Here is a 23,989-nt window from a genome sequence, read left to right as displayed (position 1 = left end):
GGCTGGGCCTGCCTTGGGAGCGGCCCGGCGGCTGGCCCGTTGCCCCCGGCGCTCTGCCGCGGCGCGGGTCGCGCTCAGGCGGACGGCTGGTAAACGTTGAGTTGCAGGCGTTCGCGTTCGATGACGCGGGCCACCGCCGGCAGGGCGGCAAAGCGCTGAGCCAGGTCCCAGGTCGCGGGCATCGAGGTCGGGTCGACACCGGCAATACCGCCCCAGCGCAGCAGCGTCAGGGCGTAGGCGTCCAGCACGGTCGGCTGGTCTCCACACAGCCAGGGGGCGGCCTTCTCCGCCATCGCTTCGATCTCACCCAGCAGACCGCGGTAGCTGCTCGCGGCGAACGCGCGAATGGCCTTCTGTGCGGCCTCGTCGTCCGTGAACTTCTGCGGCATGAACACGTGCGTGAAGGTCGGGTGCACCGTGTTGTTCATCCAGGCCAGCGTGGACAGCGCCCGCGTGCGCGCCAGACCAGACGCGGGCAGGATGCCGGCCTGCGGCAGCCTGGCGTCCAGGTGCAGCAGGATGGCGACGATCTGCGTGATGACTTCGCCATCGTCCACCAGCACCGGCACCTGGCCTCGCGGGTTCATGGCCAGGTATTCGGGACTGCGCTGCTCGCCCTTGTGCAGCTTCACCAGCGTCGGCTCGAACGCCACACCGGACAGCTCCAGCATGGCGTGCGGCACGAAGGAACAGGCGCCGGGGGCGAAGAAGAGTTTGAGGCTCATGGAGCGTGTCTCCTGTCTTGGATTGTTGTCTTCAGCTCAGGTGCTTTCCAAGGACGCCGGCAATCTCGAACATCGTCACCTGCGGCTTGCCAAACACGGGTTCGAGCTTGGCGTCGGCGTTGACCTTGCGCTTGTCGGCCGCGTCCTGCAGGCCGTTGGCCTTGATGTAGTCCCACAGCTTTTTCGTCGCCTCCGGGCGCGACACGGCCTCGCTGCCGATCACCGCGGCCAGCGCGGCGCTGGGCTGCTTGCCGCTGGCGGCGGTGGTCTTGCGTGGCGCCTTGGGTGCGGCGGTTTTCTTCGCAGCGGGCGCCTTCCTGGTGGCAGCGGCCTTCTTCACGGGAGCCGCCTTGGCGGGCGCGCCGGCGGCGGTCTTGCGCGGCGGGAACTTGCTGGTGCGCGGCTCGAACTCGAAATTCACCTTGCCCGCTTCCTTGTCCCAGGCCAGGAAGGCCTTGAACGCGCGGCGCGTGCGCATCGACACGAACTTGTCGAGCAGGTCGGTCTTGCCGGTCTCCAGCAGCTTGCTCATTTGCTCGCGCGCCACCGGCTGCTGCAGGATGATCTTGCCGCTCTTGAAGTCGCACGTCGGCGTGGCCTGTGCCATGGTCGGCACCGACTTCTCGCAGACATAGTTGGCGCCATGTTCGTGCACCGCGCCGCCGCACTTGGGGCAGGCGCCCAGCGACTCGCTGCCGCTGAAGTCGACGATCTCGCCGGTCTCTTCGTTCTTCTTGTCGTCGCCGAAGTCGAACTCAAGCTTCCAGTTCTGGTCTTCCTCGCTGAACTTGATGACGATCTCCGCCACGAAAGGCCATCCTGCCTTGGAACGGAAGCCTTCCAGCGGCCCGATCTTCTTGGTCATCAGCAGCTGTTCGGCCTCTTCCGGCTCGAAGGTGCGACCGGCCGGCGACTTGCCGAACGAGAAGCCGCAGCCCTCGCTGTTGCCGTCGGCGCCGGTGCAGCCGTAGCGGCGGTAGTTTTCCTTCACCACGCCGCCGCAGTTCGGGCAGGGCGTTTCCAGCGTCGCGTAGTTGCCGGGAATCGTGTCGCGATCGTATTCCTTGGCCTTCTTGACCATGCGCTCGGTCATCTGCGCGATCTCGGCCATGAAGGCGCTGCGGCTGAGCTTGCCGTGTTCCATCTGGGCCAGCTTGTATTCCCATTCACCGGTCAGCTCGGCCTTGGAGAGTTCTTCCACCTCCAGCCCGCGCAGCAGCGTCATGAGCTGGAACGCCTTGGCCGTGGGGATGATCTCGCGGCCTTCGCGCAGCATGTACTTCTCGGTCAGCAGACCTTCGATGGTGGCCGCGCGCGTCGCTGGCGTGCCCAGGCCTTTCTCCTGCATGGCCTCGCGCAGCTCGTCGTCGTCGATCAGCTTGCCCGCGCCTTCCATGGCGCCCAGCAGCGTCGCTTCAGAGTAACGCGCCGGCGGCTTGGTCTTCAGGCCCTTGGCCTCGACGGTCTCGGTGCGCACGGTTTCGCCCTCGCGCACCGGCACCAGGTTCTGGCCCTTGTCGCCCTCTTTCGCGCCCTCGACGTCTTCGGCCGCTTCCTTGCCATACACCGCCATCCAGCCCGGCTTCACGAGCACCTTGCCTTCGGTCTTGAAGTGGTGGTTGAGCACCTTGCTGATGCGGGTGGTCACCATGAACTCGGCGCTGGGGAAGAAAACCGCCAGGAAGCGGCGCACCACCAGGTCGTACAGCTTCTGCTCCGCTTCGGACAGGCCGCTGGGCGCCTGCAGGGTCGGGATGATGGCAAAGTGGTCCGAGACCTTGCTGTTGTCGAAGACGCGCTTGCTGGGCTTGATGTAGCCGTTGTTGAGCGCCGTCAGCGCGTGCGGCGCCAGGTGCTTCATGCCGCTTTCTGCCAGCATTTCAAACGTTTGCTTCACCGTGCCCAGGTAGTCCTCGGGCAGGGCGCGCGAATCGGTACGGGGGTAGGTCAGGGCCTTGTGGCGCTCGTACAGGCTCTGCGCCAGCTGCAGCGTGGTCTTGGCCGAGAAGCCGAAGCGGCCGTTGGCTTCGCGCTGCAGGCTGGTCAGGTCGTACAGCAGGCCGCTGGCCTGCGTGGTGGGCTTGCTCTCTTCGGTGACGCTGGCGGCCTTTCCACGCACCGCCTCGACAATGGCCAGCGCCTCGCGGTGGTTCCAGAGGCGGTCGGCGCGCAGGTCGGCGTCGGCATCGTCGCCCGTGGGCTTCTTGAACGCCGGATCGAACCACTTGCCAGGGTACTCGCCGGCCTCGGCCAGGAATGACGCGTGGATTTCCCAGTAGTCGCGGCTGCGGTGGGCACGGATCTGTTCTTCGCGCTCGACCACGATGGACAGCGTGGGCGTCTGCACCCGGCCCACAGTGGTCAGGAAGAAACCACCGTCGCGTGAGTTGAAGGCCGTCATGGCGCGCGTGCCGTTGATCCCGACCATCCAGTCGGCCTCGGAGCGGCTGCGGGCCGCGTCGGCCAGGCCCTGCATCTGTTCATTGGTGCGCAGGTGCTCAAAGCCGTCGCGGATGGCGGCTGGCGTCATGGACTGCAGCCACAGGCGCTGCACCGGCTTGCCCAGGCTCTGGTACTGGCCGCCCTTGAGGCCTCCGGCGTACTGCTCGATCAGGCGGAAGATCAGCTCCCCCTCGCGGCCCGCGTCACAGGCGTTGATCAGTTTCGTCACGTCCTTGCGCTTGGCCAGCTTGACCACCGCCGACAGGCGCGACTTGGTCTTGTCGATGGGCTTGAGCTCGAAATAGGGCGGCAGCACCGGCAGGTGGGCGAAGCTCCACTTGCCACGCTTGACGTCGAACTGCTCGGGCGCGGCGATCTCGACCAGGTGGCCCACGGCAGAGGTCACGACATAGCTGTCGTTCTCGAAGTGGTCATCGTGTTTCTCGAACTTGCCCGCCACAGGAGTAAGCGCGCGCACGATGTCTTGGGCCACGGATGGCTTCTCGGCAATGACCAGTGTTTTGTTCATCTCTACAATTTGGGCTTCACGCGCGTGTACACGCGCACATGCATGGGTACGCACACACACGCGCGCACCTGCATGAAACAACCTTACCAAAATTTCCACCCGTGTCGAAAACACCCCGCCAGACTGCTCCTGCCCGCCGCATCCAGACCCGCCGCTCGGGCGTCCATGGCAAGGGCGTGTACGCCCTGGTCGATCTGGCCGAGGGTGAAGCCGTGATCGAGTACGTGGGTGAGGTCATCACCTGGGACGAGGCGCTGCGCCGCCACCCGCACGACCCCACCGACCCGAACCACACCTTCTATTTCCACATCGACGAAGAACACGTGATCGACGCCAAGTACGGCGGCAACTCCTCGCGCTGGATCAACCACAGCTGCGAGCCGAACTGCGAGGCCGAGACCGACGACGGCCGCGTCTTCATCCGCACGCTGCGCAACATCGCCGCGGGCGAAGAGCTGTTCTACGACTACGGACTGGTGATCGACGAGCCCTACACGCCCAAGCTCAAGGCCCAGTACCCCTGCTGGTGCGGGTCGAAGAACTGCCGTGGCACGCTGCTGGCGCCCAAGCGCGGTGGCAAAGCCACGAAACTCGGATGACCGACCTGCTCGCCCACGTCGAATCCATCTGGCAGGCAGTCGTGCCGGCGCTGCCGACCTTCACGGTCGAGGTGGTGCCCAGCATCGATTCGACCAGCAGCGAGCTGATGCGCCGCGCCCGCGACGGGCTGGCCGACCCGGTGCTGCTGGTCACCGAGGAGCAGACCGCCGGCCGCGGCCGCATGGGCAAGGGCTGGCACAGCAAGCCGGGCCAGTCGCTGACCTTCTCATTGGCGCTGCCGCTGGCGCCGGCCGACTGGTCGGGCCTGTCGCTGGCGGTCGGTGTGAGCCTGGCCGAGAGCCTGCACCCCGACGTGCGCCTGAAGTGGCCCAACGACCTGTGGCTGCAGGAGCGCAAGCTCGGCGGCATCCTGGTCGAGACGGCCGGCAGCGGCGAGGGCGCCGCGGCGCCACGCACCGTGGTGATCGGCGTGGGCATCAACATCGCCCGGCCGGACGCCAGCGTGGTCACCGCCAGCGCCACGGCGGGCGCGATGGCGCCCATGCCGCCCGCCGGCCTGTCGGAAGTGCGGATGGGCGTCACCGCCGGCGAGGCGCTGGCGCTCGTGGCGCCCGCCCTGGTGCGCGACGTGCTGCACTTCGGTGTCGGCGGTTTCGCACCGTTTGCAGACCGCTTCGGCGGGCGCGATGCGCTGCGGGGCCGCCCTGTGCGGCTGTCCGATGGCACCGACGGCCAAGCCGAAGGCGTCGACGCGCAGGGTGCGCTGCGGGTGCAGACCGCCCAGGGGCTGCGGACCGTCCACAGTGCGGAAGTGAGCGTGCGCCCATGCTGAGAATCCTGGCCATCCTTCTGGTCGTGGCCAATCTGGCCTATTTCGCCTGGAGCCGGGGTTCGCTGGCGGATCTGGGGCTGGCGCCGGTACAGCAGCGCGAACCCGAGCGGCTGAAGGCGCAGATCGAACCACAGTCGCTGCGCCTGCTCAATGGCGCGCGGGAAGACAAGGCCGGCCCTGCACCAGCGGAGGCAGCCGCAGCGCCCCAGGCGCAGGCAGCCGCCGCTGCGCCGGCACAGGCCTGCTGGCAGGTGGGCGGCTTCACCCAGCCCCAGACCGATGCCCTGCGCGTCGCCCTGGCCGGTACCGGTCTGGCGCCCGACCAGTGGCAGCTCAACGAAGCCCACAGCGCCGGACGCTGGGTGGTCTACATGGGCCGCTACAACGACGAACAGATGCAGAAGAAGAAGAGCGAGTTGCGCGACCTCAAGATCGAGTTCCGCGAAGTCAACCTGCCCTCGATCGGCCCGGGGCTGGCGCTGGGCACCTTCTCCAGCGAAGAGGCCGTGCAGCAGGCGCTCAAGGACGTGGCGAAAAAGGGCGTGCGCAGCGCCCGCGCCGCCGTCGAGCGCCCCGAAGTCGTGTCGATGACCCTGCGCCTGCCCGCCATCACCGACGAACAGCGCAGCAGCGTCGAAGGCCTGGGCGACGCCCTCGCCGGCAAGAAGCTCCAGCCCTGCGAATAAAAAAAGCCGCTGTGAAAACAGCGGCTTTTTTTCCCCTTCCAGAAGCCCCTTGAACCGGCGCGAAGTGCCCGATCCAGCAATCACGGCGGAACCGGCTTCGCCGGGCCGCACGTGATGCCCCCTGGAGGGGGTGACGCGCCGCAGGCGCGGCGCGGGGGTGGGCCTTATTTGGCGACGACGCGGACCATTTCCAGGCACTTGTTCGAGTAGCCCCACTCGTTGTCGTACCAGCTCACGACCTTCACGAAGGTCTTGTCCAGCGCGATGCCGGCGTCGGCGTCGAACACCGAGGTGCAGGTCTCGCCGCGGAAGTCGGTGGCCACCACCTTGTCTTCCGTGTAGCCCAGCACGCCCTTGAGTGCGCCCTGGCTCTGCGCCTTCATCTCGGCCTTGATCTCTTCATAGGTCGCTTCGCTGTTCAGCTCCACGGTGAGGTCGACCACCGACACATCGGAGGTCGGCACGCGGAAGCTCATGCCGGTCAGCTTCTTGTTGAGCTCGGGGATCACCACGCCCACGGCCTTGGCGGCACCGGTGGAGGACGGGATGATGTTTTCCAGGATACCGCGGCCGCCGCGCCAGTCCTTGTTGGACGGGCCGTCCACGGTCTTCTGCGTGGCAGTTGCTGCGTGCACCGTCGTCATCAGGCCGCGCTTGATGCCCCATTTGTCGTGCAGCACCTTGGCCACGGGGGCCAGGCAGTTGGTGGTGCAGGAAGCGTTGGAGATGATGGCCTGGCCAGCGTAGGTCTTGTCGTTCACGCCGAAGACGAACATCGGGGTGTCGTCCTTGGACGGAGCGGAGAAGATGACCTTCCTGGCGCCCGCGGCCAGGTGCTTCTCGCCGCCGGCCTTGTCCAGGAAGATGCCGGTGGATTCGATCACGACGTCGGCGCCGACTTCGTTCCATTTCAGGGCCGCCGGGTCCTTCTCGGCCGTCAGGCGGATCTTCTTGCCGTTGACGACCAGGGTGTTGCCTTCAACCGAAACCGTGCCCTTGAAGCGGCCGTGCACGCTGTCGTACTGCAGCATGTAGGCCAGGTAGTCGGGCTCGAGCAGGTCGTTGATGGCAACGATCTCGATGTCCGGGAAGTTCTGGATCGCGCTGCGCAGCACGTTGCGGCCGATGCGGCCAAAACCGTTGATACCGACTTTGATAGCCATGTCTTCTGCTCCTGTGGATGGATGAAAAAAAACCGAAACCTGATTACTTCGCCAGCACGGACCGCACGGTGTCGGCCACGTTCTCGGGGGTGAAACCGAAATGCTTGAACAGCACCGGCGCGGGGGCCGACTCGCCGTAGGTGTCGATGCCGACCACGGCCGACACGCCGTACTTCCACCAGCCGTCGGTGGAACCCATCTCCACCACCACGCGCGGCAGGCCCTTGGGCAGCACGGCGGCCTTGTAGTCGGCGCTCTGGCGGTCGAACACATTGGTGCTGGGCACCGAGACCACGCGCACGGCGATCTTGTGTTCCTTGGCCAGCAGTTCCTGCGCCTTGAGCGCCAGCTGCACCTCGGAACCGGTGGCGATGATCACCGCCTGCGCCTTCTTCTTGAGGCCCACGTCGGCCGGCTCGGACAGCACGTAGCCGCCCTTGCTGATGTCGGCCAGATCGGCCTTGGGCGCGTAGGGCAGGTTCTGGCGCGACAGGCACAGGGCCGACGGACGATTGGCGGTCTGCAGGGCCACGGCCCAGGCCACGGCGGTTTCGGCCGTGTCGCCCGGACGCCAGACGTCCAGGCCCGGGATCAGACGCAGGCTGGCGACGTGCTCGACCGACTGGTGGGTCGGGCCGTCTTCGCCCAGGCCGATGGAGTCGTGCGTGAACACGTGGATCACGCGCTGCTTCATCAGCGCGGCCATGCGGATGGCGTTGCGGCTGTAGTCACTGAAGGTGAGGAAGGTGCCACCGTAGGGGATGTAGCCACCGTGCAGGGCGACGCCGTTCATGATCGCGGCCATGCCGAATTCGCGCACACCGTAGTTGATGTGGCGGCCGCCCACACCGGCTTCGTTCTTCACGACGTTGCCGGCCAGGTCGAAACGGAGATTCGGCGTGGACTTGGTGTTGGTCAGGTTGGAGCCGGTCAAGTCGGCGCTGCCACCGAGCAGTTCGGGCAGGGCTGCGGTGAAGTGCTCCAGCGCGATCTGGCTGGCCTTGCGGCTGGCCACGGTCTCGGCCTTGGTGTGGGCTTCCACGGCGGCGTTGACCGCCACCTGGTTAAAGGACTTGGGCAGGTCGCCCTTCATGCGGCGGGTGAATTCCTTGGCCAGTTCGGGGAAGGCGGCCTTGTAGGCGGCGAACTGGGCGTTCCAGGCGGCTTCTGCGGCCTTGCCGGCGGCCTTGGCGTCCCAGGCGGCGTACACGTCCTTGGGAATCACGAAGGGCGCGTGGTTCCAGCCCAGGGCTTCGCGGGTGAGCTTGATTTCTTCGGCGCCCAGCGGCTCGCCGTGGGCCTTGGCGGTGTTGGCGCGGTTCGGGCTGCCTTTGCCGATGCTGGTCTTGCAGCAGATCAGGGTCGGCTTGTCGGCACTGTTCTTGGCGGCAGCGATGGCGGCGCTCACGGCGTCGGCATCGTGGCCGTCCACGGCGCGGATCACGTTCCAGCCGCAGGCTTCAAAACGCTTGGGGGTGTCGTCGATGAACCAGGGTGCGACCTGGCCGTCGATGGAGATGCCGTTGTCGTCGTACAGGGCGACCAGCTTGTTGAGCTTCCAGGCGCCGGCCAGGGCCACGGCCTCGTGGCTGATGCCCTCCATCAGGCAGCCGTCGCCCAGGAACACGTAGGTGTGGTGGTCGACGACCGTGTGGCCTTCGCGGTTGAACTCGGACGCCAGCAGCTTCTCGGCCAGCGCCATGCCAACCGCGTTGGTGATGCCCTGGCCCAGCGGGCCGGTGGTGGTTTCCACACCCGGGGTCACGCCCACTTCGGGGTGGCCGGCGGTCTTGCTGTGCAGCTGGCGGAAGTTCTTGAGTTCACCGATCGGCAGCTTGTAGCCCGTCAGGTGCAGCAGCGCGTAGATGAGCATGGAGCCGTGGCCGTTGGACAGCACGAAGCGGTCGCGGTTGGCCCAAGCGGGGTTGGTGGGGTTGTGGCGCAGGTGGCGGCCCCACAGCGCGACGGCCATGTCGGCCATGCCCATGGGCGCGCCGGGGTGGCCGGAGTTGGCGGCCTGCACCGCGTCCATGGCGAGCGCGCGGATGGCGTTGGCCTGGGTCTGGGCGCTCACGGTGGAGACAGGGGCGGGGGCGGTGCTGGGAGTGGCGTCGGACATGGCGGAGGGGAGGGGGAGGGCGGGAGGGACGGCGCGGGCCGAAACCCCGGATTTTATCGGCCCCGGTCCGGCCACCCGGGCCAGACCATGTGGGCCCGGGCGCAGCGGACCATAATGCGCGCGGCGCCCTGCACGTTCGCCCAACCCACATGGTCTCCCACACCACCATTCCGATTCCCGCCATGATCCTGGCCGCCGGCCGGGGCATGCGCATGCGTCCGCTGACGGACACCACGCCCAAGCCGCTGCTGCAGCTGCGCGGCAAGCCGCTGATGCAATGGTCGCTGGAAGCGCTGGCGCGCGGCGGCTTCGACCGGCTGGTGATCAACACCGCCTGGCTCGGCGAACAGATCGGCGAGCGCTTCGCGGACTGGCCGCAACAACACCCGGGCGCGGATCTGCGGTTTTCCCACGAGGGCCAGGACTTCGGCTATGCGCTGGAAACCGCTGGCGGCATTTCGCGCGCGCTGCCGCTCTTGGGCGAGGTGTTCTGGGTGCTGGCCGGCGATGTGTACGCGCCGGATTTCTTGTTCAGCCGGGAGAGCGTGGAGCGCTTCGTGGCCAGTGACCGGCTGGCCCACCTGTGGCTGGTGCCCAATCCTCCGCACAACCCCCGGGGCGACTTTGGCATCACCGCCGACGGCCTGGCACTGAACCAGGCCGAGCAGAAATACACCTACAGCACCATCGGGCTGTACCACCGCGCGCTGTTCGAGCAGCCCTGGTGCGACGTGGTGCCAGGCAATCCCCAGGGCACTGCGGTGCCTCTGGCGCCCCTGTTGCGCAAGGCAATGGACGCCGGGCTGGTGAGCGCCGAGCTGTACACAGGGCCTTGGACCGATGTGGGCACGCCCGAACGGCTGGCCGAGCTGCAAGTGGACTGAAGCCTGCTCGATCGACAAAAAAGAAAAGGCCCGCAAGGGCCTTTTCTTTCCTTGAACCGCCAAGACTCTGGGACTTCAGGGGACCGGATTCGGCGTAGGGGTCGGCACCGGCACTGGCGTCGGCGTGCAGCCGGAACCCTTGCCCGAATCCTTGCCGCTGGACTTGTGGCAGCCCTTGCCAGAGCTCTTGCCGCTGGACTTGCCGCCGCAGCCACTCTTCTTGCCCGACTTGCGATGGCCGCAACCGCCGCTGACATTCAACATTTCTTCCAGATTCAGGACGCGCATGGTGCTTCTCCGTTCGAGTAGGCGACTTTGTTGTCGCGAAAAAGAATCGTCTGGAGAAAGCAAAAGGATTCATCCATCCCATGCACCAGAAGACTCCGGACCTGCAGTGTAGGAAGCGGTGTAGGCATTTCGACGCAGCCGCGGAGCCTTCTCGCGACTTTGTTCACGGCCCGTTCGAATCAAATGTAAGCACGGGTTACATGAGGGGCATCCGCCACGGTGCCCCGATCTCCGAGAATCGGGTGATTCCACGCCCCACACACCATGGCCACCCTGCGCAAACGACCCGCACCGCTTTCGTCCGACGCCACCGAGGAACGGCTGCTGCTTGGCGCGCAGCCGTTGTCGGATCTGTTGAACCTGGCCTCTTCGCTGGAGGGTCTGGGCCGGCCGCCCAGTCGCGCGCGACTCTCCGATCGCTGGAGAAGCGCCTCCCGCGAATACCAGCGAATGGCCGTCTCGGAGGCCGGCGCGGCCGACAGGGCCGACATCCGCCCCTTGCCCAAGGCCATGAACCGGCATCTGGCCCAGCTGGTCGAGCTGCCGGGTGTGCGCCGCACCTTTGACACCGTGCCGGTCGCTTTCGGCCTGGTCGAACTCGACAAGCTGGTGGTCTCGCAGCACTCCATGACACAGGCGGTGGTCGAGCGCATCATCACCAACCATCCCCTGCCGCTGAGCCCCAAGGCGCTGGCCGAACTCTGCCTGCCCCTGAAGCCGCCGGCCGCCAGTTTCCGGCTCGCCAGCCGCAGCGGGCGCGAATTCACCTTCGTCGCCGACGCGCACGACATGCGCTTTCTCGACGCGCAGGTGCTCGACCCGGTGGACGTGCGGCAGGCGGAGGTGATGGGCCATCCCCAGGCGGTGGTCGCGCTCAGCGTGGGCTTCAGCGCCAACCTGCTCAACGGCGTCCGCTACAACGGCCGGGTTGCCATCAACAACGGCCACCACCGCGCACTGGCGCTGCGGAAGATGGGATTCACCCACGCGCCCTGCCTGATCCAGCCCTGTGCCTCGGAAGACGACCTCGGCCAGGCCGCCACGCGCGAGCTCTGCGACAACGTCGACCTCTATTTCCACGCGCCGCGTCCCCCGTTGCTGCGCGATTTCGACAATCCGAAGCTGACGCTGTCAGTCCAGGCGCCACGCATGCGCCGCGTCCTCACGCTGCGGATCGATGTGCAGCGGCAACTGATGGCACTGTGAAGCCGGCGAAAAATCCCCAGCCAACCACGGACGGGCCGGACCGCCCGACAATGCCCCCATGACCACCGCTCCGACCTCCTCGCTCCACGCACAACGCCGCGCCCGCCTGGCCGCACAGCTCACGCCCGGCGGCATCGCCATCGTGCCCACCGCGCCCGAGCAGCAGCGCAACCGCGACAGCGACTTCCTGTTCCGGCACGACAGCTACTTCTACTACCTGACCGGCTTCACCGAGCCCAACGCCTGGCTGGTGGTCACGGCCGAGGGCGAGAGCACGCTGTTCTGCAACCCCAAGGACGCCGAGCGCGAGATCTGGGACGGCATTCGCCTGGGTCCGGCCGCCGCGCCCGACGCGCTGGGCGTGCAGGCCGCGCACCCGGTGACCGAGCTGGACCAGCGTCTGCCCAAGCTGCTGGAGAACCGCAACGTGGTCTGGTACCCGTTTGCCACCCACCAGGGTCTGGACGGAAGGATCAACGGCTGGCTGCAGCCGGTGCGCGCCCGCGTTCGCTACGGCGCGTTGTGCCCCGAGCAGCAGCGCGACCTGTGCGGCCCGCTGGACGAAATGCGCCTGATCAAGGACGTGCACGAACAGGACGTGATGCGCCGCGCCTCGCAGATCAGCGCCCGCGCCCACATCCGCGCCATGCAGCGCAGCGCCGCCATGCTGCGCGCCGGGCAGGACGTGCGCGAATACCACCTGGACGCCGAGCTGCTGCACGAATTCCGTCAGCAGGGTTCGCAATACCCGGCCTACGGCAGCATCGTCGCCGCCGGTGCCAACGCCTGCGTGCTGCACTACCGCGCCGACGCCGCACCCATCCGCAGCGGTGAGCTGGTCCTGATCGATGCCGGCTGCGAGCTCGACGGCTACGCCAGCGACATCACCCGCACCTTCCCGGCCAACGGCACCTTCACCGGCCCGCAGCGCACGCTCTACGACCTGGTGCTGACCTCGCAGGACGCGGCCGTCGCGGCCACGAAAGCCGGCGCGCGCTTCACCGACCCGCATGAGGCCACCGTGGCCGTGCTGGCGCAGGGCCTGCTCGATGTCGGCCTGCTCGACAAGAACAAGGTGGGCAGTGCGCAGGACGTGATCGCCAACCGCAGCTACTTCCCGTTCTACATGCACCGCACCGGGCACTGGCTGGGCATGGACGTGCACGACTGCGGCAGCTACGTCGAGCCGAGTGAAGTCGGCACCGTGAACGAGCGCAAGGATCCGCTGTCGGGCGAAGTCATCAAGGACCGGCCCAGCCGCATCCTGCGCCCCGGCATGGCGCTGACCATCGAGCCCGGCCTGTACGTGCGGCCCGGCGAAGGCGTGCCGGAAGCGTTCTGGAACATCGGCATCCGCATCGAGGACGACGCCATCGTCACCGAAACCGGCTGCGAGCTCATCACGCGCGACGTGCCGGTCAAGGCCGACGAGATCGAAGCACTGATGCGCGGCTGATCCACCACCACCGCAACCCCGTCCAGGGAATCGGTCACGCCATCTGTCAGGCGTCGATCGCTTGCGGCGGCAATCCCGCGGCGTGGCGGGCCCACATGCCGAGATAGAGCGCTTCGAGACTTCGGGTGTAGCCCTGCACATCGAACAGCGGTGCGGTCAGGCGTTGGGCCGCCAGTTGCGCCCGCAGTGCATCCAGCCGCTGTGGCTCGCTCACCAGGGCCAGGCCCAACGCCAGATAGGCATCCAGCGAATCGGTCACCAGTGCCGGCAGCCCCACCGCATGCAGCAGGCTGCCAGCCACGCGCGAGGCAAAGGTGTCGCCGGCGCAGGTGAGCACGGGCACGCCCGCCCAGAGCGCGTCGCTGGCGGTGGTGTGAGCGTTGTAGGGCAGGGTGTCGAGCACCAGGTCGGCCAGCGGCAGACGGGCCAGGTGCGTCGCCTGGGGCAGCGACTTGGCGAACACCAGCCGCTGGGGCGACACCCCGCGCTGCAGGGCTTCGCGCCGCAGGTTGCCCTCGGCCCGCTCGTCCTGCAGAAGCCAAAGCACACTGCCCGGCGCAGCATCCAGCAGGCGGCACCAGATGTCGAACACCTCCGGGGTGAACTTGTAGGCCTGGTTGAAGCAGCACAGCACCAACGCCTTGTCGGGCAGCCCCTGCGACGCGCGGGTGGGCCGCTCGCCGATGTCGGCGTGCCGCCCGTGCGGCTGGTAGCTGTGCGGCATGCAGGCCAGCGCCTCGCTGTAGTCGGCGGCGGCATGGGCCGGGGTGATGAAGCGGTCGCTCACGAGGTAGTCGCAGAAGCTGCCTCCCAGCGTGCCGGGGTAGCCCAGGAAGCTCACCTGCACCGGCGCCGGCCGGTAGGTGAGCAGGGACGTGCGGGTGCCGGCCGTGTAGCCCTTGAGGTCCACCAGGATGTCGATGCCGTCGGCGTGGATGGCGCGCGCGGCCTGCACGTCGTCCAGCGCGGTGATGTCGTGGAAATGTGCGACGCTGGCCTGCAGGCGTTGGCGCATGCCGAGGCCATCGTCGGCGCCGTAGCTGTAGGCATGGCACTCGAAACGGTCGCGGTCGTGCGCTTCGAGCATTTCGACCATCAGTCTCGCTGTGGCGTGCTGCTGGAAATCGTTGCTGAGATAGCCCAGGCGCAAGGGTCCTCTGATCGCTCTTTTCACCGGCGCAGCGGCGAACTCGAGCGCGAGTTTGCCGCGTGCGCCAGTGCTGACCCGCAGCCGCTCGGCCATCCAGCGGACGGCGAAAGACCGCTGGTGTGCAGCGCTGATCCCTGGCAGCGACAGCAGTTGGAAAGGCGACAAAGCCGCCACGGCCGGATCGGCCAGGTCCGACAAGGCCTGCGGCTGCCAGCGCCCGAAGTCCTGCCACTCGCACCAGGCGCGGCCACGGGCGTAGTGGCGCATGGCGCGGGATGGAGGCAGCGGCGCAGGGGGAGAGCTCATGCAAGGGCACGGCAAGAGCCGGGCCATGTCTTCGGACGCGCGGAGACATCCGGCACCAACCTTGCGCTGCCTCAGCCGGTTCGTCACCCGCTTGCGGTACAAAAGGCACCATGACATCCGATTCGACACCCCGGCACTCGGTCCTCTGCCTGACCATGAACCCCTCGGTCGACCTCGCGACCGAAACAGAAAGCGTCGTGCCGACCCACAAGCTGCGCTGCGGCGACACGCTGCACGACGCGGGCGGCGGCGGCATCAACGTGGCGCGCGTGCTGACGCGACTGGGCGGGCGCTGCGTGGCGCTCTGCCCCACGGGGGGCTCCTCGGGCCACTGGCTGGAGCAGCGCATGCGCGACGAGGGGCTGGACAGCGTGTTCCTGCCGATCGCCGACGAAACGCGGGTGAGCTTCACCGTGCACGAGCACAGCACGGGCGCCGAGTTCCGCTTCGTGATGCCAGGCCCGCACCTCACCGAGGCCGAATGGACCGGTTGCCTGGCGTACCTCGAAGGCCTGGCCGAGTTCCCCGCCCTGGTGGTCGCCAGCGGCAGCCTGCCACCCGGCGTGCCAACCGATTTCTATGCGCGCGTGGCGCGGCTGTGCCGCCAGCGTGGCGCCAAGCTGATCGTCGACGCTTCCGGGCCGGCGCTCTCGGCCGCATTGGTCGAGGGCGTGTTTCTGTTCAAGCCCAACCTGAAGGAACTGGGTGAGTTGACCGGCGAGACGCTGGAAACACCGGCGAAATGGCAGGCTGGCGCGCGCCGCCTCGTGAACGAGGGCAAGGCCGAGATCGTGGCACTGACGCTGGGCCATCAGGGGGCGCTGCTGGTGACGCGCGACGCCATGTGGTTTGCGCCACCACTGGACATGCCCGTGGCCAGCGCGGTGGGCGCCGGCGACAGCTTCGTCGGCGGCCTGGTCTGGGCCTGGCAGCAAGGCATGCCTCTGGACCAGGCCTTCGCATGGGGCGTGGCGGCCGGTTCGGCCGCGCTGCTGAACGCTGGCACCAGCCTGGCGCATCCGGAAGACATGCAGCGCCTGCGCGTACAGGTGCAGATCCGCCCGGTCGTCTGAGCGGGCGCTGCAGCCGCCGTCCACCCCACCGAGGCTGCCAATGGGCGGCTTTCGACTGTGGAAAACCGAGCTTGCGCGGCGCGCATTCCTGCCCAGAATGTCAAAAGCACCCGAACCGTCGGTTCGGAAAAAGCGATGGAAATGCCGCACGTCACGATTTAGAATGCGCAATCGCTTTTCGCATTACAGAATCCATAAGCCGGAGACAGCCGAATGAGCACCGAACAAGCCCAGAACAAGCGCGCCGAACTGCGCGCCGCCGCCCTCGAATACCACGAGAAACCCACTCCCGGCAAAGTCGCCATCGCGGCCACCAAGCAGCTGACCAACCAGCGCGACCTGGCGCTGGCTTACTCGCCCGGCGTGGCCGCCCCCTGCGAAGAAATCGTCGCCGACCCCAACAACGCCTTCAAGTACACCAGCCGCGGCAACCTGGTGGCCGTCATCACCAACGGCACCGCCGTGCTGGGCCTGGGCGACATCGGCCCGCTGGCGGCCAAGCCGGTGATGGAAGGCAAGGGCGTGTTGTTCAAGAAGTTCTCGGGCATTGATGTGTTCGACATCGAGATCAACGAAAAAGACCCGGACAAGCTGGTCGAGATCATCGCCTCGCTGGAGCCCACCTTCGGCGGAATCAACCTCGAAGACATCAAGGCACCCGACTGCTTCTACGTCGAGCGAAAGCTGCGCGAGCGCATGAAGATTCCGGTCTTCCACGACGACCAGCACGGCACCGCCATCGTGGTTGGCGCCGCCCTGCTCAACGGGCTGAAGGTGGTCGGCAAGGACATCAAGAAAGTCAAGCTGGTGACCTCGGGCGCTGGTGCGGCCGCGCTGGCCTGCCTGGGCCTGCTGGTCAAGCTGGGCCTGCCGCGCGAGAACATCTGGGTGACCGACCTCGCAGGGCTGGTCTATGAAGGCCGCACCGAGCTGATGGACGAGGACAAGATCCAGTTCGCGCAGAAAACCGACCAGCGCACGCTGAGCGAGGCGATTGCCGGCGCCGACGTGTTCCTGGGGCTGTCGGCTGGCGGCGTGTTGAAAAAAGACATGGTCGCCAAGATGGCGGCGAATCCGCTGATCTTTGCGCTGGCGAATCCGAACCCCGAGATCGCACCCGAAGACGTGAAGGCCGTGCGCGACGACGCGATCATGGCGACGGGTCGCACCGACTACCCCAACCAGGTCAACAACGTCCTGTGTTTCCCCTACATCTTCCGCGGTGCGCTGGACGCCGGCGCGTCGACCATCACCGACGAGATGGAAATCGCTGCGGTGCACGCCATCGCTGAACTGGCACAGGCCGAACAGAGCGAGGTCGTGGCGGCTGCCTATGCGGGCGAGAAGCTGGCCTTCGGCCCCGAGTACCTGATTCCCAAGCCGTTTGATCCGCGGCTGATGATGAAGATCGCGCCGGCCGTGGCCCAGGCGGCGGCCGACAGCGGCGTGGCGCTGCGTCCGGTGACCGACATGGAGGCCTACCGCCAGCGCCTGCAAAGCTTCGTGTTCGCCTCCGGCACCATCATGAAGCCGATCTACGCGGCCGCGCGCACGGCACTGAAGAAGCGCATCGCCTACGCCGAGGGCGAAGAAGAGCGCGTGCTGCGCGCCTGCCAGATCGTGGTCGACGAAGGCCTGGCGCGTCCGACGCTGATCGGCCGCCCGCCGGTGATCGCGCAGCGCATCGAGAAGTTCGGCCTGCGCCTGAAGGAAGGGCTGGACTACGACGTGGTCAACGTCGAGCAGGACGAGCGCTACCGCGAGCTCTGGCAGACCTACCACCAGCTGATGGAGCGCAAGGGCGTGACCGAGCAGCTGGCAAAGATCGAGATGCGCCGGCGCCTGTCGCTGATCGGCGCGATGCTGGTGCGCCGCGGCGACGTCGACGGCATGATCTGCGGCACCTGGGGCACCAACCCGCTGCACCTCACCTACATCGACCAGGTGATCGGCAAGCGTGAGGGCGCCACCTGCTACGCCGCCATGAACGCGCTGATGCTGCCGGGCCGCCAGGTGTTCCTGGTCGACACCCACGTCAATTACGACCCGACCGCCGAGCAACTGGCCGAGATCACCGTGATGGCGGCGCGCAAGATGATGCGTTTCGGCATCACGCCCAAGGCTGCCCTGCTGTCCCATTCCAACTTCGGCTCGTCCGAGCAGCCCAGCGCGGTCAAGATGCGCCAGACGCTGGCCCTCTTGCAAACGAATGCACCGTGGCTGGAAGTCGACGGCGAAATGCACGGGGATGTGGCGCTGGACGCCGAAGCCCGGGTGGCCATGATGCCGCGCACCACGCTGCATGGTGACGCCAACCTGCTGGTCTGCCCCAACATCGACGCGGCCAACATCGCCTACAACCTGCTCAAGACCGCCGCCGGTGGCAACATCGCCATCGGCCCGATGCTGCTGGGTGTGGGAAAACCTGTGCATATTCTCACGGCCAGCGCCACCGTGCGCCGCATCGTGAACATGACAGCCCTGACCGTCGCGGAAGCCAACGTGCACCGTCAGGCGCCCGGCGCTTAGCAAGCACTAACTATTCCTCACAATTGCCCTGAATTCCCCTGCTTAATTAATCAGCAGCAACTTGCTTTTTTGCAGCGCATCAGGCACACTACGCGGCTTGATATTCAGGGTAAACCCACCCGATTGATGGTGCCTCAGAACAGTTCTGCGGCGCTCTGGACGGGGTGGATGCTTGAGGAAAACAGGGATTCAGATGGGTCTGCAACCGATCCGGGCAACAACCCGTCGCTTCGGGCTGGTCTCCGGACTGGCCGCTGCGGCGGTCCTGGCGGCTTCTCTAAGCACCATACTGGTGCAAGCCCGAACCCCTTCGCCCTCTTCCCTGCCCGGTTCTGCGGTCGCATCCGTGGCCTTGAACGGGTTGCCGCCGCAAGGCCAGGAAGTCATGGAACAGATCCGCCAGGGCGGTCCGTTCCGGTTCGAAAAAGACGGCACGGTGTTTGGCAACTATGAGCGGCGGCTGCCGAACCAGCGACGGGGTTATTACCGGGAATACACAGTGCCGACGCCGGGACTGAGCCACCGGGGCGGCAAGCGGATCGTGTGCGGTGGCCAGCGCCCCCGTTCACCAGACGCCTGTTATTACACCGAGGATCACTACACCAGCTTCCGGCTGATCGTGCAGTGAACCGCGGTGGTGTAGATGAATTTGGGTTTTCAACTTTGACCTTAGAAAGAGACGCGGAGATGGATACGCCACTTCGTAACGTTCGTACCAACATCGTTCAGTCGATCCGCGCCTTTGGCGTGAAAGACCTGCAGGCCGCGGCCGAGCAGCTGGGTCACCACTTCCTGTACGCCAATCTGGCCAAGGCCCAGAGCAAGCAGGACGTGCTCGAACTGATCGCTGCGCAGTACACGCTGCCGCCGCATTTCGGCAAGAACTTCGACGCGCTCTACGACTGCATGACCGACCTCGTGCACAAGTCGGGCCCGCAGACCGGCTTCATCGTTGTGCTCGAGCACATCCCTGCGCACTCCAAGTTCGACAAGGAAGCGCGCGAGCAGTTGCTGGACATCTTCCGCGACACCGCCGACTACTGGAGCGACCGCAAGATTCCGTTCCGCTGCTTCTACTCGTTCTCTGTCGCCCGCGCCCCCAAGGGCGAGGAGCCGATCGAAGTCGAGAACGAAGAGCCGATGCCGACCGACAAGATCCTGGACGTGAGCCCGATGGCACTGCGCATGAGCAGCCCGTTCAACGCGGGTTACTGGCTGGCCGCCGCCTGATTAGGCGTTCCGGAACAGAAAAGCCGCTGCACCCGCAGCGGCTTTTTTCATGCCCTCAGTTTGGTCACTGCACAGCCTGGGCCAGCGCCACGTACTCGTGCACCGGCACTTCCTCGGCACGACGCTGCAGGTCGAACTCGCCGGAAAAGCTGCGCGCCTCCAGCCACTTGCCCAAGGTGTTGCGCAGGATCTTTCGGCGCTGGCTGAAGGCCGTCTGCACCAGATCGCTGTAGGTCCTGAAGTCGATCGCCGGAGGTTGCGCCAGCGGCACCATGCGCACCACCGCACTGTCGACACGGGGCGGCGGATCGAAGCTCTCCGGCGGCACGAACAGCACGTCTTCCATCGCATAGCGCCACTGCAGCATCACCGACAGCCTGCCATAGTCCGAGGTCGCCGGAGCGGCGACCATGCGGTCGATCACTTCCTTCTGCAGCATGAAGTGCTGGTCCTGAACCACGGCCACATGGTCGAGCAGGTGGAACAGGATCGGGCTGGAGATGTTGTAGGGCAGGTTGCCGACCACGCGAATCTTCTGGCCCGGCCACCGCGTCGCCAATTCTGAAAAATCCACCCGCAGCACGTCGGACTCGACCACGTCGAGCTGTCCATGCCCACGCAGGCGGGCCGCGAGGTCGCGGTCGAGCTCGATGACACACAGCCGGCCCACACGCTCAACCAGTGGTTGCGTGAGCGCCGCCAGGCCCGGACCGATCTCGACCATCGGCTGCCCCGGCAGCGGGGCGATCGCGCCCACGATGGCGTCGATGATCGACGCATCGCTCAGGAAATGCTGACCGAAGCGCTTGCGCGCGATGTGCTTCATGCGCCGGACCGCCGCTGCCCGCTCAAGGCTGCGGCGCCTCGCGGTACTCGACGAACGCGCGGCCGCGCACTTCGTCGGTCCACGCGCTCACGGCGTCTTCGGCCTTTTGCTCGCGCACCAGGTCGCGCGCGATCTCGCGCTGCTCCCGCTCGCTGAGCACGGCCTGCCGGCGCTCTTCCAGCCGAATCAGGTGGACACCGAAACGCGACACCACCGGCTGCGACATTTCACCAGGCTTGAGCGCGTTCATCACCTGCTCAAACTCGGGCACGAACTGCCCGGGCGATACCCAGCCCAGGTCGCCACCCTGGCGCGCCGAACCGTCGTTGCTGAACTGGGTGGCCAGCGCCTCGAAGGTCGCCTGACCGCTGGCGATCTGCTGGCGATAACCCGTCAGGCGCGCAATCGCTTCTTCCTGGCTCAGGCGCACGCCAGGGCGCAACAGTATGTGGCGGGCACGGCTTTGCGTCACGCTCAGCTCGGGCACTGGCGCCTGCTGTTTGGCGACCACCTTGAGCACATGAAAGCCGGCAGCACTGCGCACCGGACCGGCCACACCGCCGACCGGCAGGGACCGCGTGGCCTGCACGAACAACTCGGGCAACCGCGCGATGGGACGCATGCCCATCAGGCCACCACTCTTGGCTTCGGTTCCCTGGGAGAACTCGCGCGCCTGCTCCGCCAGATCGGCGCCGGAGCGCAGGCGTTGTGCCACACCCTCGGCTTTGGCCTGCAGCTCGCGCACCTGGTCGGCGCTGGAGTTCTCGGGCACCTGGATCAGCACGTGCCCCAGATTGAGTTCAAGCGCATCCACGCTGGCGTTCTGACGCTCGCGGATGTAGGCATCGATCTCGGCCTCGCTGACAGCGACCCGCGCATTGATTTCGCGGTCGCGCAGGCGCTGCAGCAGCACCTGGTTGCGCAGCTCGTTGCGCAGCTTGTTGGGGTCGAGCCCTTCGGCCACCACGCGCCGGCGGAACTCCTCGACGGAAAGCTGGTTCTGGGCGGCAATGTTCTGCTCGGCCTGCCCCACCGTGGCCTCGTCCACCTTGATGCCCTGCTCGGTGGCCTGCTGGATCAGCGCCCGCTCGACGATGAGCTGTTCCAGCACCTGCTTGACCAGCTCATCACGCGGCGGCAACGCCTTGCCCTGGGCTGAAGCCTGCTGCTCCATGCGCAGCAGGCGCTGACGCACGTCGAAGTTGGTGACCGGCTCGGAATTGACCAGAGCCACGATGTAGTCGACGGTGCGGGTCGAGGCCGGCGCTGCGGCGCGTTGCAGGCCAGCGGCCGGCTTGAGCGACTGCGCCTGCGCCTGCACCGACAGGCTGGACCCCGCCATCAGCAGGGCAACCGCCAGCGCGACCGGCATGGCACGCCGGAATTGGCTGGAGCGATCAGTCATATTGCTGAAACCGGTTGGGCTTGACGACTTCTTCACGCAGGTACTGGTACTTGGGCACATGGCTCTGGAGGCTGCGCAACGAGCTGGCACCCAAACGCCCGAAACCGTTGAGTTCGAGCTGGAACAGGATGCGCTTGTTGGCATTGGAGGTGTTGACCGCCAGCTGCTCGGCCACGACGCGGCCGATCCAGCATCCGGCGTCGTATTCGAAGCCGGCAATCAGGTCGATGACCTTGCGGTTGGGCAGGTCGTAGTTGAGACGGCCGACGCTGTACCAGCGGCCAGGGCCGAGCGCCTGTCCGCGCTGGTAGGCCGGCGTCGATCCGAACACCGCCGCCAGAGGCCACTGCCAGCCCAGGTCCAGCTGCTCGCTCACACCCTTCTGGATGCGGTATGCGGCGCTCAGTGCCTTGTACGGGCCGGGAGTGTATCGCCCGCCGATGGTGGTGCGCGAGGATTCCTTGCTCTTGAAGTTGTACTGGACGTTGCTGTCGATCGACCACAGCGGGTCCCATTGCACCCGCGCCGAGACCAGCATGTCTCCCATGCGCTCGGTCACCGCCGTGCCGCCGGGCAAGGTCACCTTCTGGTCGGCCAGCAGCGCGCGCTGCGCCACGCCGACCCGCACCACCTCGGCACCCGTGGCGGGGTTGATCAGGCGCGAACTCAGGCCCAGGGTGATGGCGCGCGTGTCGCTGACACGGTCGTAGCCGGTGAATGCGTTTTCGGAGAACAGGCTCGACAGGCTGAAGTCGGGCGCACCCGCGTCGTAGTTGGGCAGTGCGCTCTGGTCGCGGTAGGGCGTCCAGGTCGCAAATGCACGCGGCTCCAGGGTCTGCACGTAGTCGCGGCCGAACCACGACGTGTCGCGCTCAAACACCAGGCCACTGTCGACGCTGAGCGTCGGAATGCTGCGCGAGGCGGTCACCGTGGGCCCGCCGGCGATGGCCGAGTCGGTGCGGTACTGGGCCAGATTCAGGCGGGCTCGCGGCTGCACGTACCAGCCAGGCGTCTGCCAGCGGCGGGACAGGTCGGCCACGACCAGAGCCCGGTTGCCGGCCGACTTGTCCAGCTTGGCGCTGGCCAGCGCCGAACGCTGGAAGCGCGTCACGCTGCTTTCGAACCCGAGGTCCCAGCCCGGCACGCCGAACCAGGTCATGTTTTCGCGCGCGAAACTGGCGCCAAGCCCGGACTGATCGTAGGGCGGTGTGATCACCGAATCGACATCCTGCAGGGTCTGCCAGCGGTTGGCTCCAGCACCGAAATTCCAGCCACTGTGCGACCAGCTCAGCCCGGCTCCACTGGCCAGCAGCCGCGAAGTCAGCGAGGTGACGCTGCGCGGGAAGTCGCGCCAGTAGTTGTTGTCTCCCACGCGGTTGAGCCCGACGGACAGGCCCAGGTCACCGCCCCCGGCAAAGCCCTGGATCAGGCTCTGGTTGTAGCCCAGCGAGTAGGCCCAGCGGTCCCGGTCGCGCAACTTGTCGTTTGGCATGTAGCCGACCTTCAGTTCGCCCGAGTGGGTGGGTTGCATGTAGCGGAACTCGCCACCCAGATCGACACCCCGCTTGGTCATGATCGTCGGGGTGAAGGTCGCGTCGTAGTTGGGCGCCAGATTGAAGTAGTAGGGCGTGGTCAGCTCGAAGCCGTCCTGGGTGCTCAGGCCGATCGTGGGCGCCAGTGCCCCGGACTTGCGCTTGTCGGACAGCGGGAAGCTCAGGTACGGTGCGGTCAGGATCGGCACCCCCTGGAACTCGAGCACGCCCCAGCGGGCGGTGCCGACGTCTTCTGCGCGGTCGATGTCGATCGAGGCCGCCCGCACCAGCCAGGCGGGCATCCAGTCCTGTCCTGGCACCCGAGGGCAGGTCGAATAGCGGCCGTCCTCGACCACCGCATGATCGCGATCGACGAAATTGATGCGGGCAGCATCGCCCTTGCCCTGGTTGAGCAGCTCGTATTGCGGCTTGTCGAAATAGCCTTTGGACGAGTCCAGGTTGATCTGCATCTCGGGACCGGTGAAACGGTCTCCCTGGCGGTTGAGCAACACGCTGCCGGACGCCTTGGTGTCGGAGGTCTTGCGGTTGTGTTCGATGCGATCGGCCCTGAGTACGGTGCCGTTCTGGCGCAGCTCGGCGCCACCCTGGATCACGGTGACGCCATCGAGCTCGCCTTGCACGCTGTTGCCCTGGACAAACACCGGCAGCACCTTGTCGGCGTTGGGCGGCAACTGCTGTTCCAGAGAAGTGCCGGGTTTGAGCCGGATGCCGGCCGCGTCGGCTGTGGCGCCGGACTGGGCCCAGACGGGCGCAGCGCCGGCCCCGAGAGCGAACACGGCCAGCGCAGCACGCACCGCGTGGGTCATCGGCGTGGGCTGCAATTCCGGAGCACGCGCCGCCCGGTGCCTGCGGGCGGGAGTTTGCGGGGCGTCGTGGGCAGGGTTCAAGGCGGTGTGGTGCAAGGCGGCCGTCTCTGTTTGCTGTTGGCACTCGACCATGCCCACGGAGCGTCGGCAGGTCACGGACTGTTCGCGCACAGCGGCCCGCGAACAGTGGATTTGTAGAATCTGCGGCCATTATCCTATG

18 protein-coding genes and 1 pseudogene are annotated in these 23,989 nt (G+C 66.7%); 10 read left to right on the top strand and 9 right to left on the bottom strand.

The features are described 5' to 3' along the window. Nucleotides 1-74: 74 nt before the first annotated feature. Nucleotides 75-725: a glutathione S-transferase family protein gene (locus tag ACLIJ1_RS21365; RefSeq protein WP_411367584.1), complete on the bottom strand. Its 651-nt coding sequence runs from the start codon at nt 723-725 to the stop codon at nt 75-77. 31 nt (nt 726-756) lie between these two features. Beyond that, nucleotides 757-3,696 carry a DNA topoisomerase III gene (locus ACLIJ1_RS21360; protein ID WP_411367583.1) on the bottom strand — a complete coding sequence of 980 codons (2,940 nt, stop codon included), beginning with the start codon at nt 3,694-3,696 and terminating at the stop codon, nt 757-759. A gap of 101 nt (nt 3,697-3,797) precedes the next feature. Here ACLIJ1_RS21360 and ACLIJ1_RS21355 point away from each other — a divergent pair, with 101 nt between their 5' ends. The 3 genes from ACLIJ1_RS21355 to ACLIJ1_RS21345 are packed head-to-tail and all read left to right on the top strand — an operon-like array spanning nt 3,798 to nt 5,775. Then, on the top strand, nt 3,798-4,295 hold the full coding sequence (locus ACLIJ1_RS21355) for an SET domain-containing protein (protein WP_411367582.1): 498 nt from the start codon (nt 3,798-3,800) through the stop codon (nt 4,293-4,295). After that, nucleotides 4,292-5,089 carry a biotin--[acetyl-CoA-carboxylase] ligase gene (locus ACLIJ1_RS21350; RefSeq protein ID WP_411367581.1) on the top strand — a complete coding sequence of 266 codons (798 nt, stop codon included), beginning with the start codon at nt 4,292-4,294 and terminating at the stop codon, nt 5,087-5,089. Before ACLIJ1_RS21355 ends, ACLIJ1_RS21350 begins: the two co-directional genes overlap by 4 nt. Further along, nucleotides 5,083-5,775 (top strand): SPOR domain-containing protein, encoded by a 693-nt coding sequence (locus tag ACLIJ1_RS21345; RefSeq protein ID WP_411367580.1) that lies wholly within the window; start codon nt 5,083-5,085, stop codon nt 5,773-5,775. Before ACLIJ1_RS21350 ends, ACLIJ1_RS21345 begins: the two co-directional genes overlap by 7 nt. A 164-nt stretch (nt 5,776-5,939) precedes the next feature. On the opposite strand, the gene gap is transcribed toward ACLIJ1_RS21345, so the two are convergent. Both gap and tkt read right to left on the bottom strand, forming a co-directional pair. Further along, nucleotides 5,940-6,938 (bottom strand): type I glyceraldehyde-3-phosphate dehydrogenase, encoded by a 999-nt coding sequence (gap, locus tag ACLIJ1_RS21340; RefSeq protein ID WP_411367579.1) that lies wholly within the window; start codon nt 6,936-6,938, stop codon nt 5,940-5,942. Between the two features lie 43 nt (nt 6,939-6,981). After that, nucleotides 6,982-9,057, bottom strand: a complete 2,076-nt coding sequence (gene tkt, locus ACLIJ1_RS21335) for a transketolase (RefSeq protein ID WP_411367578.1) — start codon at nt 9,055-9,057, stop codon at nt 6,982-6,984. A gap of 182 nt (nt 9,058-9,239) precedes the next feature. Here tkt and ACLIJ1_RS21330 point away from each other — a divergent pair, with 182 nt between their 5' ends. After that, the gene (locus tag ACLIJ1_RS21330) at nt 9,240-9,941 is read left to right on the top strand and encodes an NDP-sugar synthase (RefSeq protein ID WP_411367900.1); all 702 of its coding nucleotides are present in this window, start codon (nt 9,240-9,242) and stop codon (nt 9,939-9,941) included. A gap of 75 nt (nt 9,942-10,016) precedes the next feature. On the opposite strand, the gene ACLIJ1_RS21325 is transcribed toward ACLIJ1_RS21330, so the two are convergent. After that, a complete protein-coding gene (locus tag ACLIJ1_RS21325; RefSeq protein ID WP_411367577.1) occupies nt 10,017-10,229 on the bottom strand; it encodes a hypothetical protein in 213 nt (70 codons plus the stop codon). Nucleotides 10,230-10,493: 264 nt separating this feature from the next. Here ACLIJ1_RS21325 and ACLIJ1_RS21320 point away from each other — a divergent pair, with 264 nt between their 5' ends. Together ACLIJ1_RS21320 and ACLIJ1_RS21315 are read left to right on the top strand one after the other, a co-directional pair. Then, nucleotides 10,494-11,435, top strand: coding sequence for a hypothetical protein (locus ACLIJ1_RS21320; RefSeq protein ID WP_411367576.1), 942 nt, complete (start codon nt 10,494-10,496; stop codon nt 11,433-11,435). Nucleotides 11,436-11,493: 58 nt separating this feature from the next. Then, complete coding sequence (locus ACLIJ1_RS21315) at nt 11,494-12,891, top strand: aminopeptidase P N-terminal domain-containing protein (protein ID WP_411367575.1); 1,398 nt, start codon at nt 11,494-11,496, stop codon at nt 12,889-12,891. A 46-nt stretch (nt 12,892-12,937) separates the two neighbouring features. On the opposite strand, the gene ACLIJ1_RS21310 is transcribed toward ACLIJ1_RS21315, so the two are convergent. Continuing rightward, nucleotides 12,938-14,347: a UDP-N-acetylglucosamine-peptide N-acetylglucosaminyltransferase gene (locus tag ACLIJ1_RS21310; protein WP_411367574.1), complete on the bottom strand. Its 1,410-nt coding sequence runs from the start codon at nt 14,345-14,347 to the stop codon at nt 12,938-12,940. A 110-nt stretch (nt 14,348-14,457) separates the two neighbouring features. Between ACLIJ1_RS21310 and ACLIJ1_RS21305 the strand changes: the two genes are divergently transcribed. From ACLIJ1_RS21305 to ACLIJ1_RS21290, 4 genes and pseudogenes are all read left to right on the top strand, one after another. Then, nucleotides 14,458-15,420 (top strand): 1-phosphofructokinase family hexose kinase, encoded by a 963-nt coding sequence (locus ACLIJ1_RS21305; RefSeq protein WP_411367573.1) that lies wholly within the window; start codon nt 14,458-14,460, stop codon nt 15,418-15,420. A gap of 213 nt (nt 15,421-15,633) precedes the next feature. Further along, complete coding sequence (locus ACLIJ1_RS21300) at nt 15,634-17,949, top strand: NADP-dependent malic enzyme (protein WP_411367572.1); 2,316 nt, start codon at nt 15,634-15,636, stop codon at nt 17,947-17,949. A gap of 193 nt (nt 17,950-18,142) precedes the next feature. Beyond that, nucleotides 18,143-18,577 carry a ribonuclease domain-containing protein gene (locus ACLIJ1_RS21295; RefSeq protein WP_411367571.1) on the top strand — a complete coding sequence of 145 codons (435 nt, stop codon included), beginning with the start codon at nt 18,143-18,145 and terminating at the stop codon, nt 18,575-18,577. A gap of 59 nt (nt 18,578-18,636) precedes the next feature. Continuing rightward, nucleotides 18,637-19,032, top strand: a pseudogene (locus ACLIJ1_RS21290) (barstar family protein); the annotation flags it as partial. A 211-nt stretch (nt 19,033-19,243) separates the two neighbouring features. Here the strand turns inward: ACLIJ1_RS21290 and rsmA are convergent. The 3 genes from rsmA to ACLIJ1_RS21275 are packed head-to-tail and all read right to left on the bottom strand — an operon-like array spanning nt 19,244 to nt 23,850. Beyond that, nucleotides 19,244-20,005 carry a 16S rRNA (adenine(1518)-N(6)/adenine(1519)-N(6))-dimethyltransferase RsmA gene (gene rsmA, locus ACLIJ1_RS21285; protein ID WP_411367570.1) on the bottom strand — a complete coding sequence of 254 codons (762 nt, stop codon included), beginning with the start codon at nt 20,003-20,005 and terminating at the stop codon, nt 19,244-19,246. Between the two features lie 22 nt (nt 20,006-20,027). After that, a complete protein-coding gene (locus ACLIJ1_RS21280; protein ID WP_411367569.1) occupies nt 20,028-21,410 on the bottom strand; it encodes a peptidylprolyl isomerase in 1,383 nt (460 codons plus the stop codon). Then, on the bottom strand, nt 21,403-23,850 hold the full coding sequence (locus tag ACLIJ1_RS21275) for an LPS-assembly protein LptD (protein ID WP_411367568.1): 2,448 nt from the start codon (nt 23,848-23,850) through the stop codon (nt 21,403-21,405). The genes ACLIJ1_RS21280 and ACLIJ1_RS21275 overlap by 8 nt, the downstream gene beginning before the upstream one ends. Nucleotides 23,851-23,989 lie beyond the last annotated feature (139 nt).

The sequence above is a fragment of the Hydrogenophaga sp. RWCD_12 genome (genome assembly GCF_046604225.1).
Lineage (GTDB): Bacteria > Pseudomonadota > Gammaproteobacteria > Burkholderiales > Burkholderiaceae_C > Hydrogenophaga.
Note: the sequence above shows the minus strand (reverse complement) of the source record. Positions and strands in the feature narration are given on the sequence as shown.

Coding starts and splice junctions, on each gene's coding strand:
- ACLIJ1_RS21300 (WP_411367572.1), top strand. CDS start 15,634: ATGAGCACCGAACAAGCCCAGAACAAGCGCGCCGAACTGCGCGCCGCC.
- gap (WP_411367579.1), bottom strand. CDS start 6,938: ATGGCTATCAAAGTCGGTATCAACGGTTTTGGCCGCATCGGCCGCAAC.
- ACLIJ1_RS21310 (WP_411367574.1), bottom strand. CDS start 14,347: ATGAGCTCTCCCCCTGCGCCGCTGCCTCCATCCCGCGCCATGCGCCAC.
- rsmA (WP_411367570.1), bottom strand. CDS start 20,005: ATGAAGCACATCGCGCGCAAGCGCTTCGGTCAGCATTTCCTGAGCGAT.
- ACLIJ1_RS21360 (WP_411367583.1), bottom strand. CDS start 3,696: ATGAACAAAACACTGGTCATTGCCGAGAAGCCATCCGTGGCCCAAGAC.
- tkt (WP_411367578.1), bottom strand. CDS start 9,057: ATGTCCGACGCCACTCCCAGCACCGCCCCCGCCCCTGTCTCCACCGTG.
- ACLIJ1_RS21325 (WP_411367577.1), bottom strand. CDS start 10,229: ATGCGCGTCCTGAATCTGGAAGAAATGTTGAATGTCAGCGGCGGTTGC.
- ACLIJ1_RS21305 (WP_411367573.1), top strand. CDS start 14,458: ATGACATCCGATTCGACACCCCGGCACTCGGTCCTCTGCCTGACCATG.
- ACLIJ1_RS21345 (WP_411367580.1), top strand. CDS start 5,083: ATGCTGAGAATCCTGGCCATCCTTCTGGTCGTGGCCAATCTGGCCTAT.
- ACLIJ1_RS21295 (WP_411367571.1), top strand. CDS start 18,143: ATGGGTCTGCAACCGATCCGGGCAACAACCCGTCGCTTCGGGCTGGTC.
- ACLIJ1_RS21315 (WP_411367575.1), top strand. CDS start 11,494: ATGACCACCGCTCCGACCTCCTCGCTCCACGCACAACGCCGCGCCCGC.
- ACLIJ1_RS21280 (WP_411367569.1), bottom strand. CDS start 21,410: ATGACTGATCGCTCCAGCCAATTCCGGCGTGCCATGCCGGTCGCGCTG.
- ACLIJ1_RS21350 (WP_411367581.1), top strand. CDS start 4,292: ATGACCGACCTGCTCGCCCACGTCGAATCCATCTGGCAGGCAGTCGTG.
- ACLIJ1_RS21365 (WP_411367584.1), bottom strand. CDS start 725: ATGAGCCTCAAACTCTTCTTCGCCCCCGGCGCCTGTTCCTTCGTGCCG.
- ACLIJ1_RS21320 (WP_411367576.1), top strand. CDS start 10,494: ATGGCCACCCTGCGCAAACGACCCGCACCGCTTTCGTCCGACGCCACC.
- ACLIJ1_RS21330 (WP_411367900.1), top strand. CDS start 9,240: ATGATCCTGGCCGCCGGCCGGGGCATGCGCATGCGTCCGCTGACGGAC.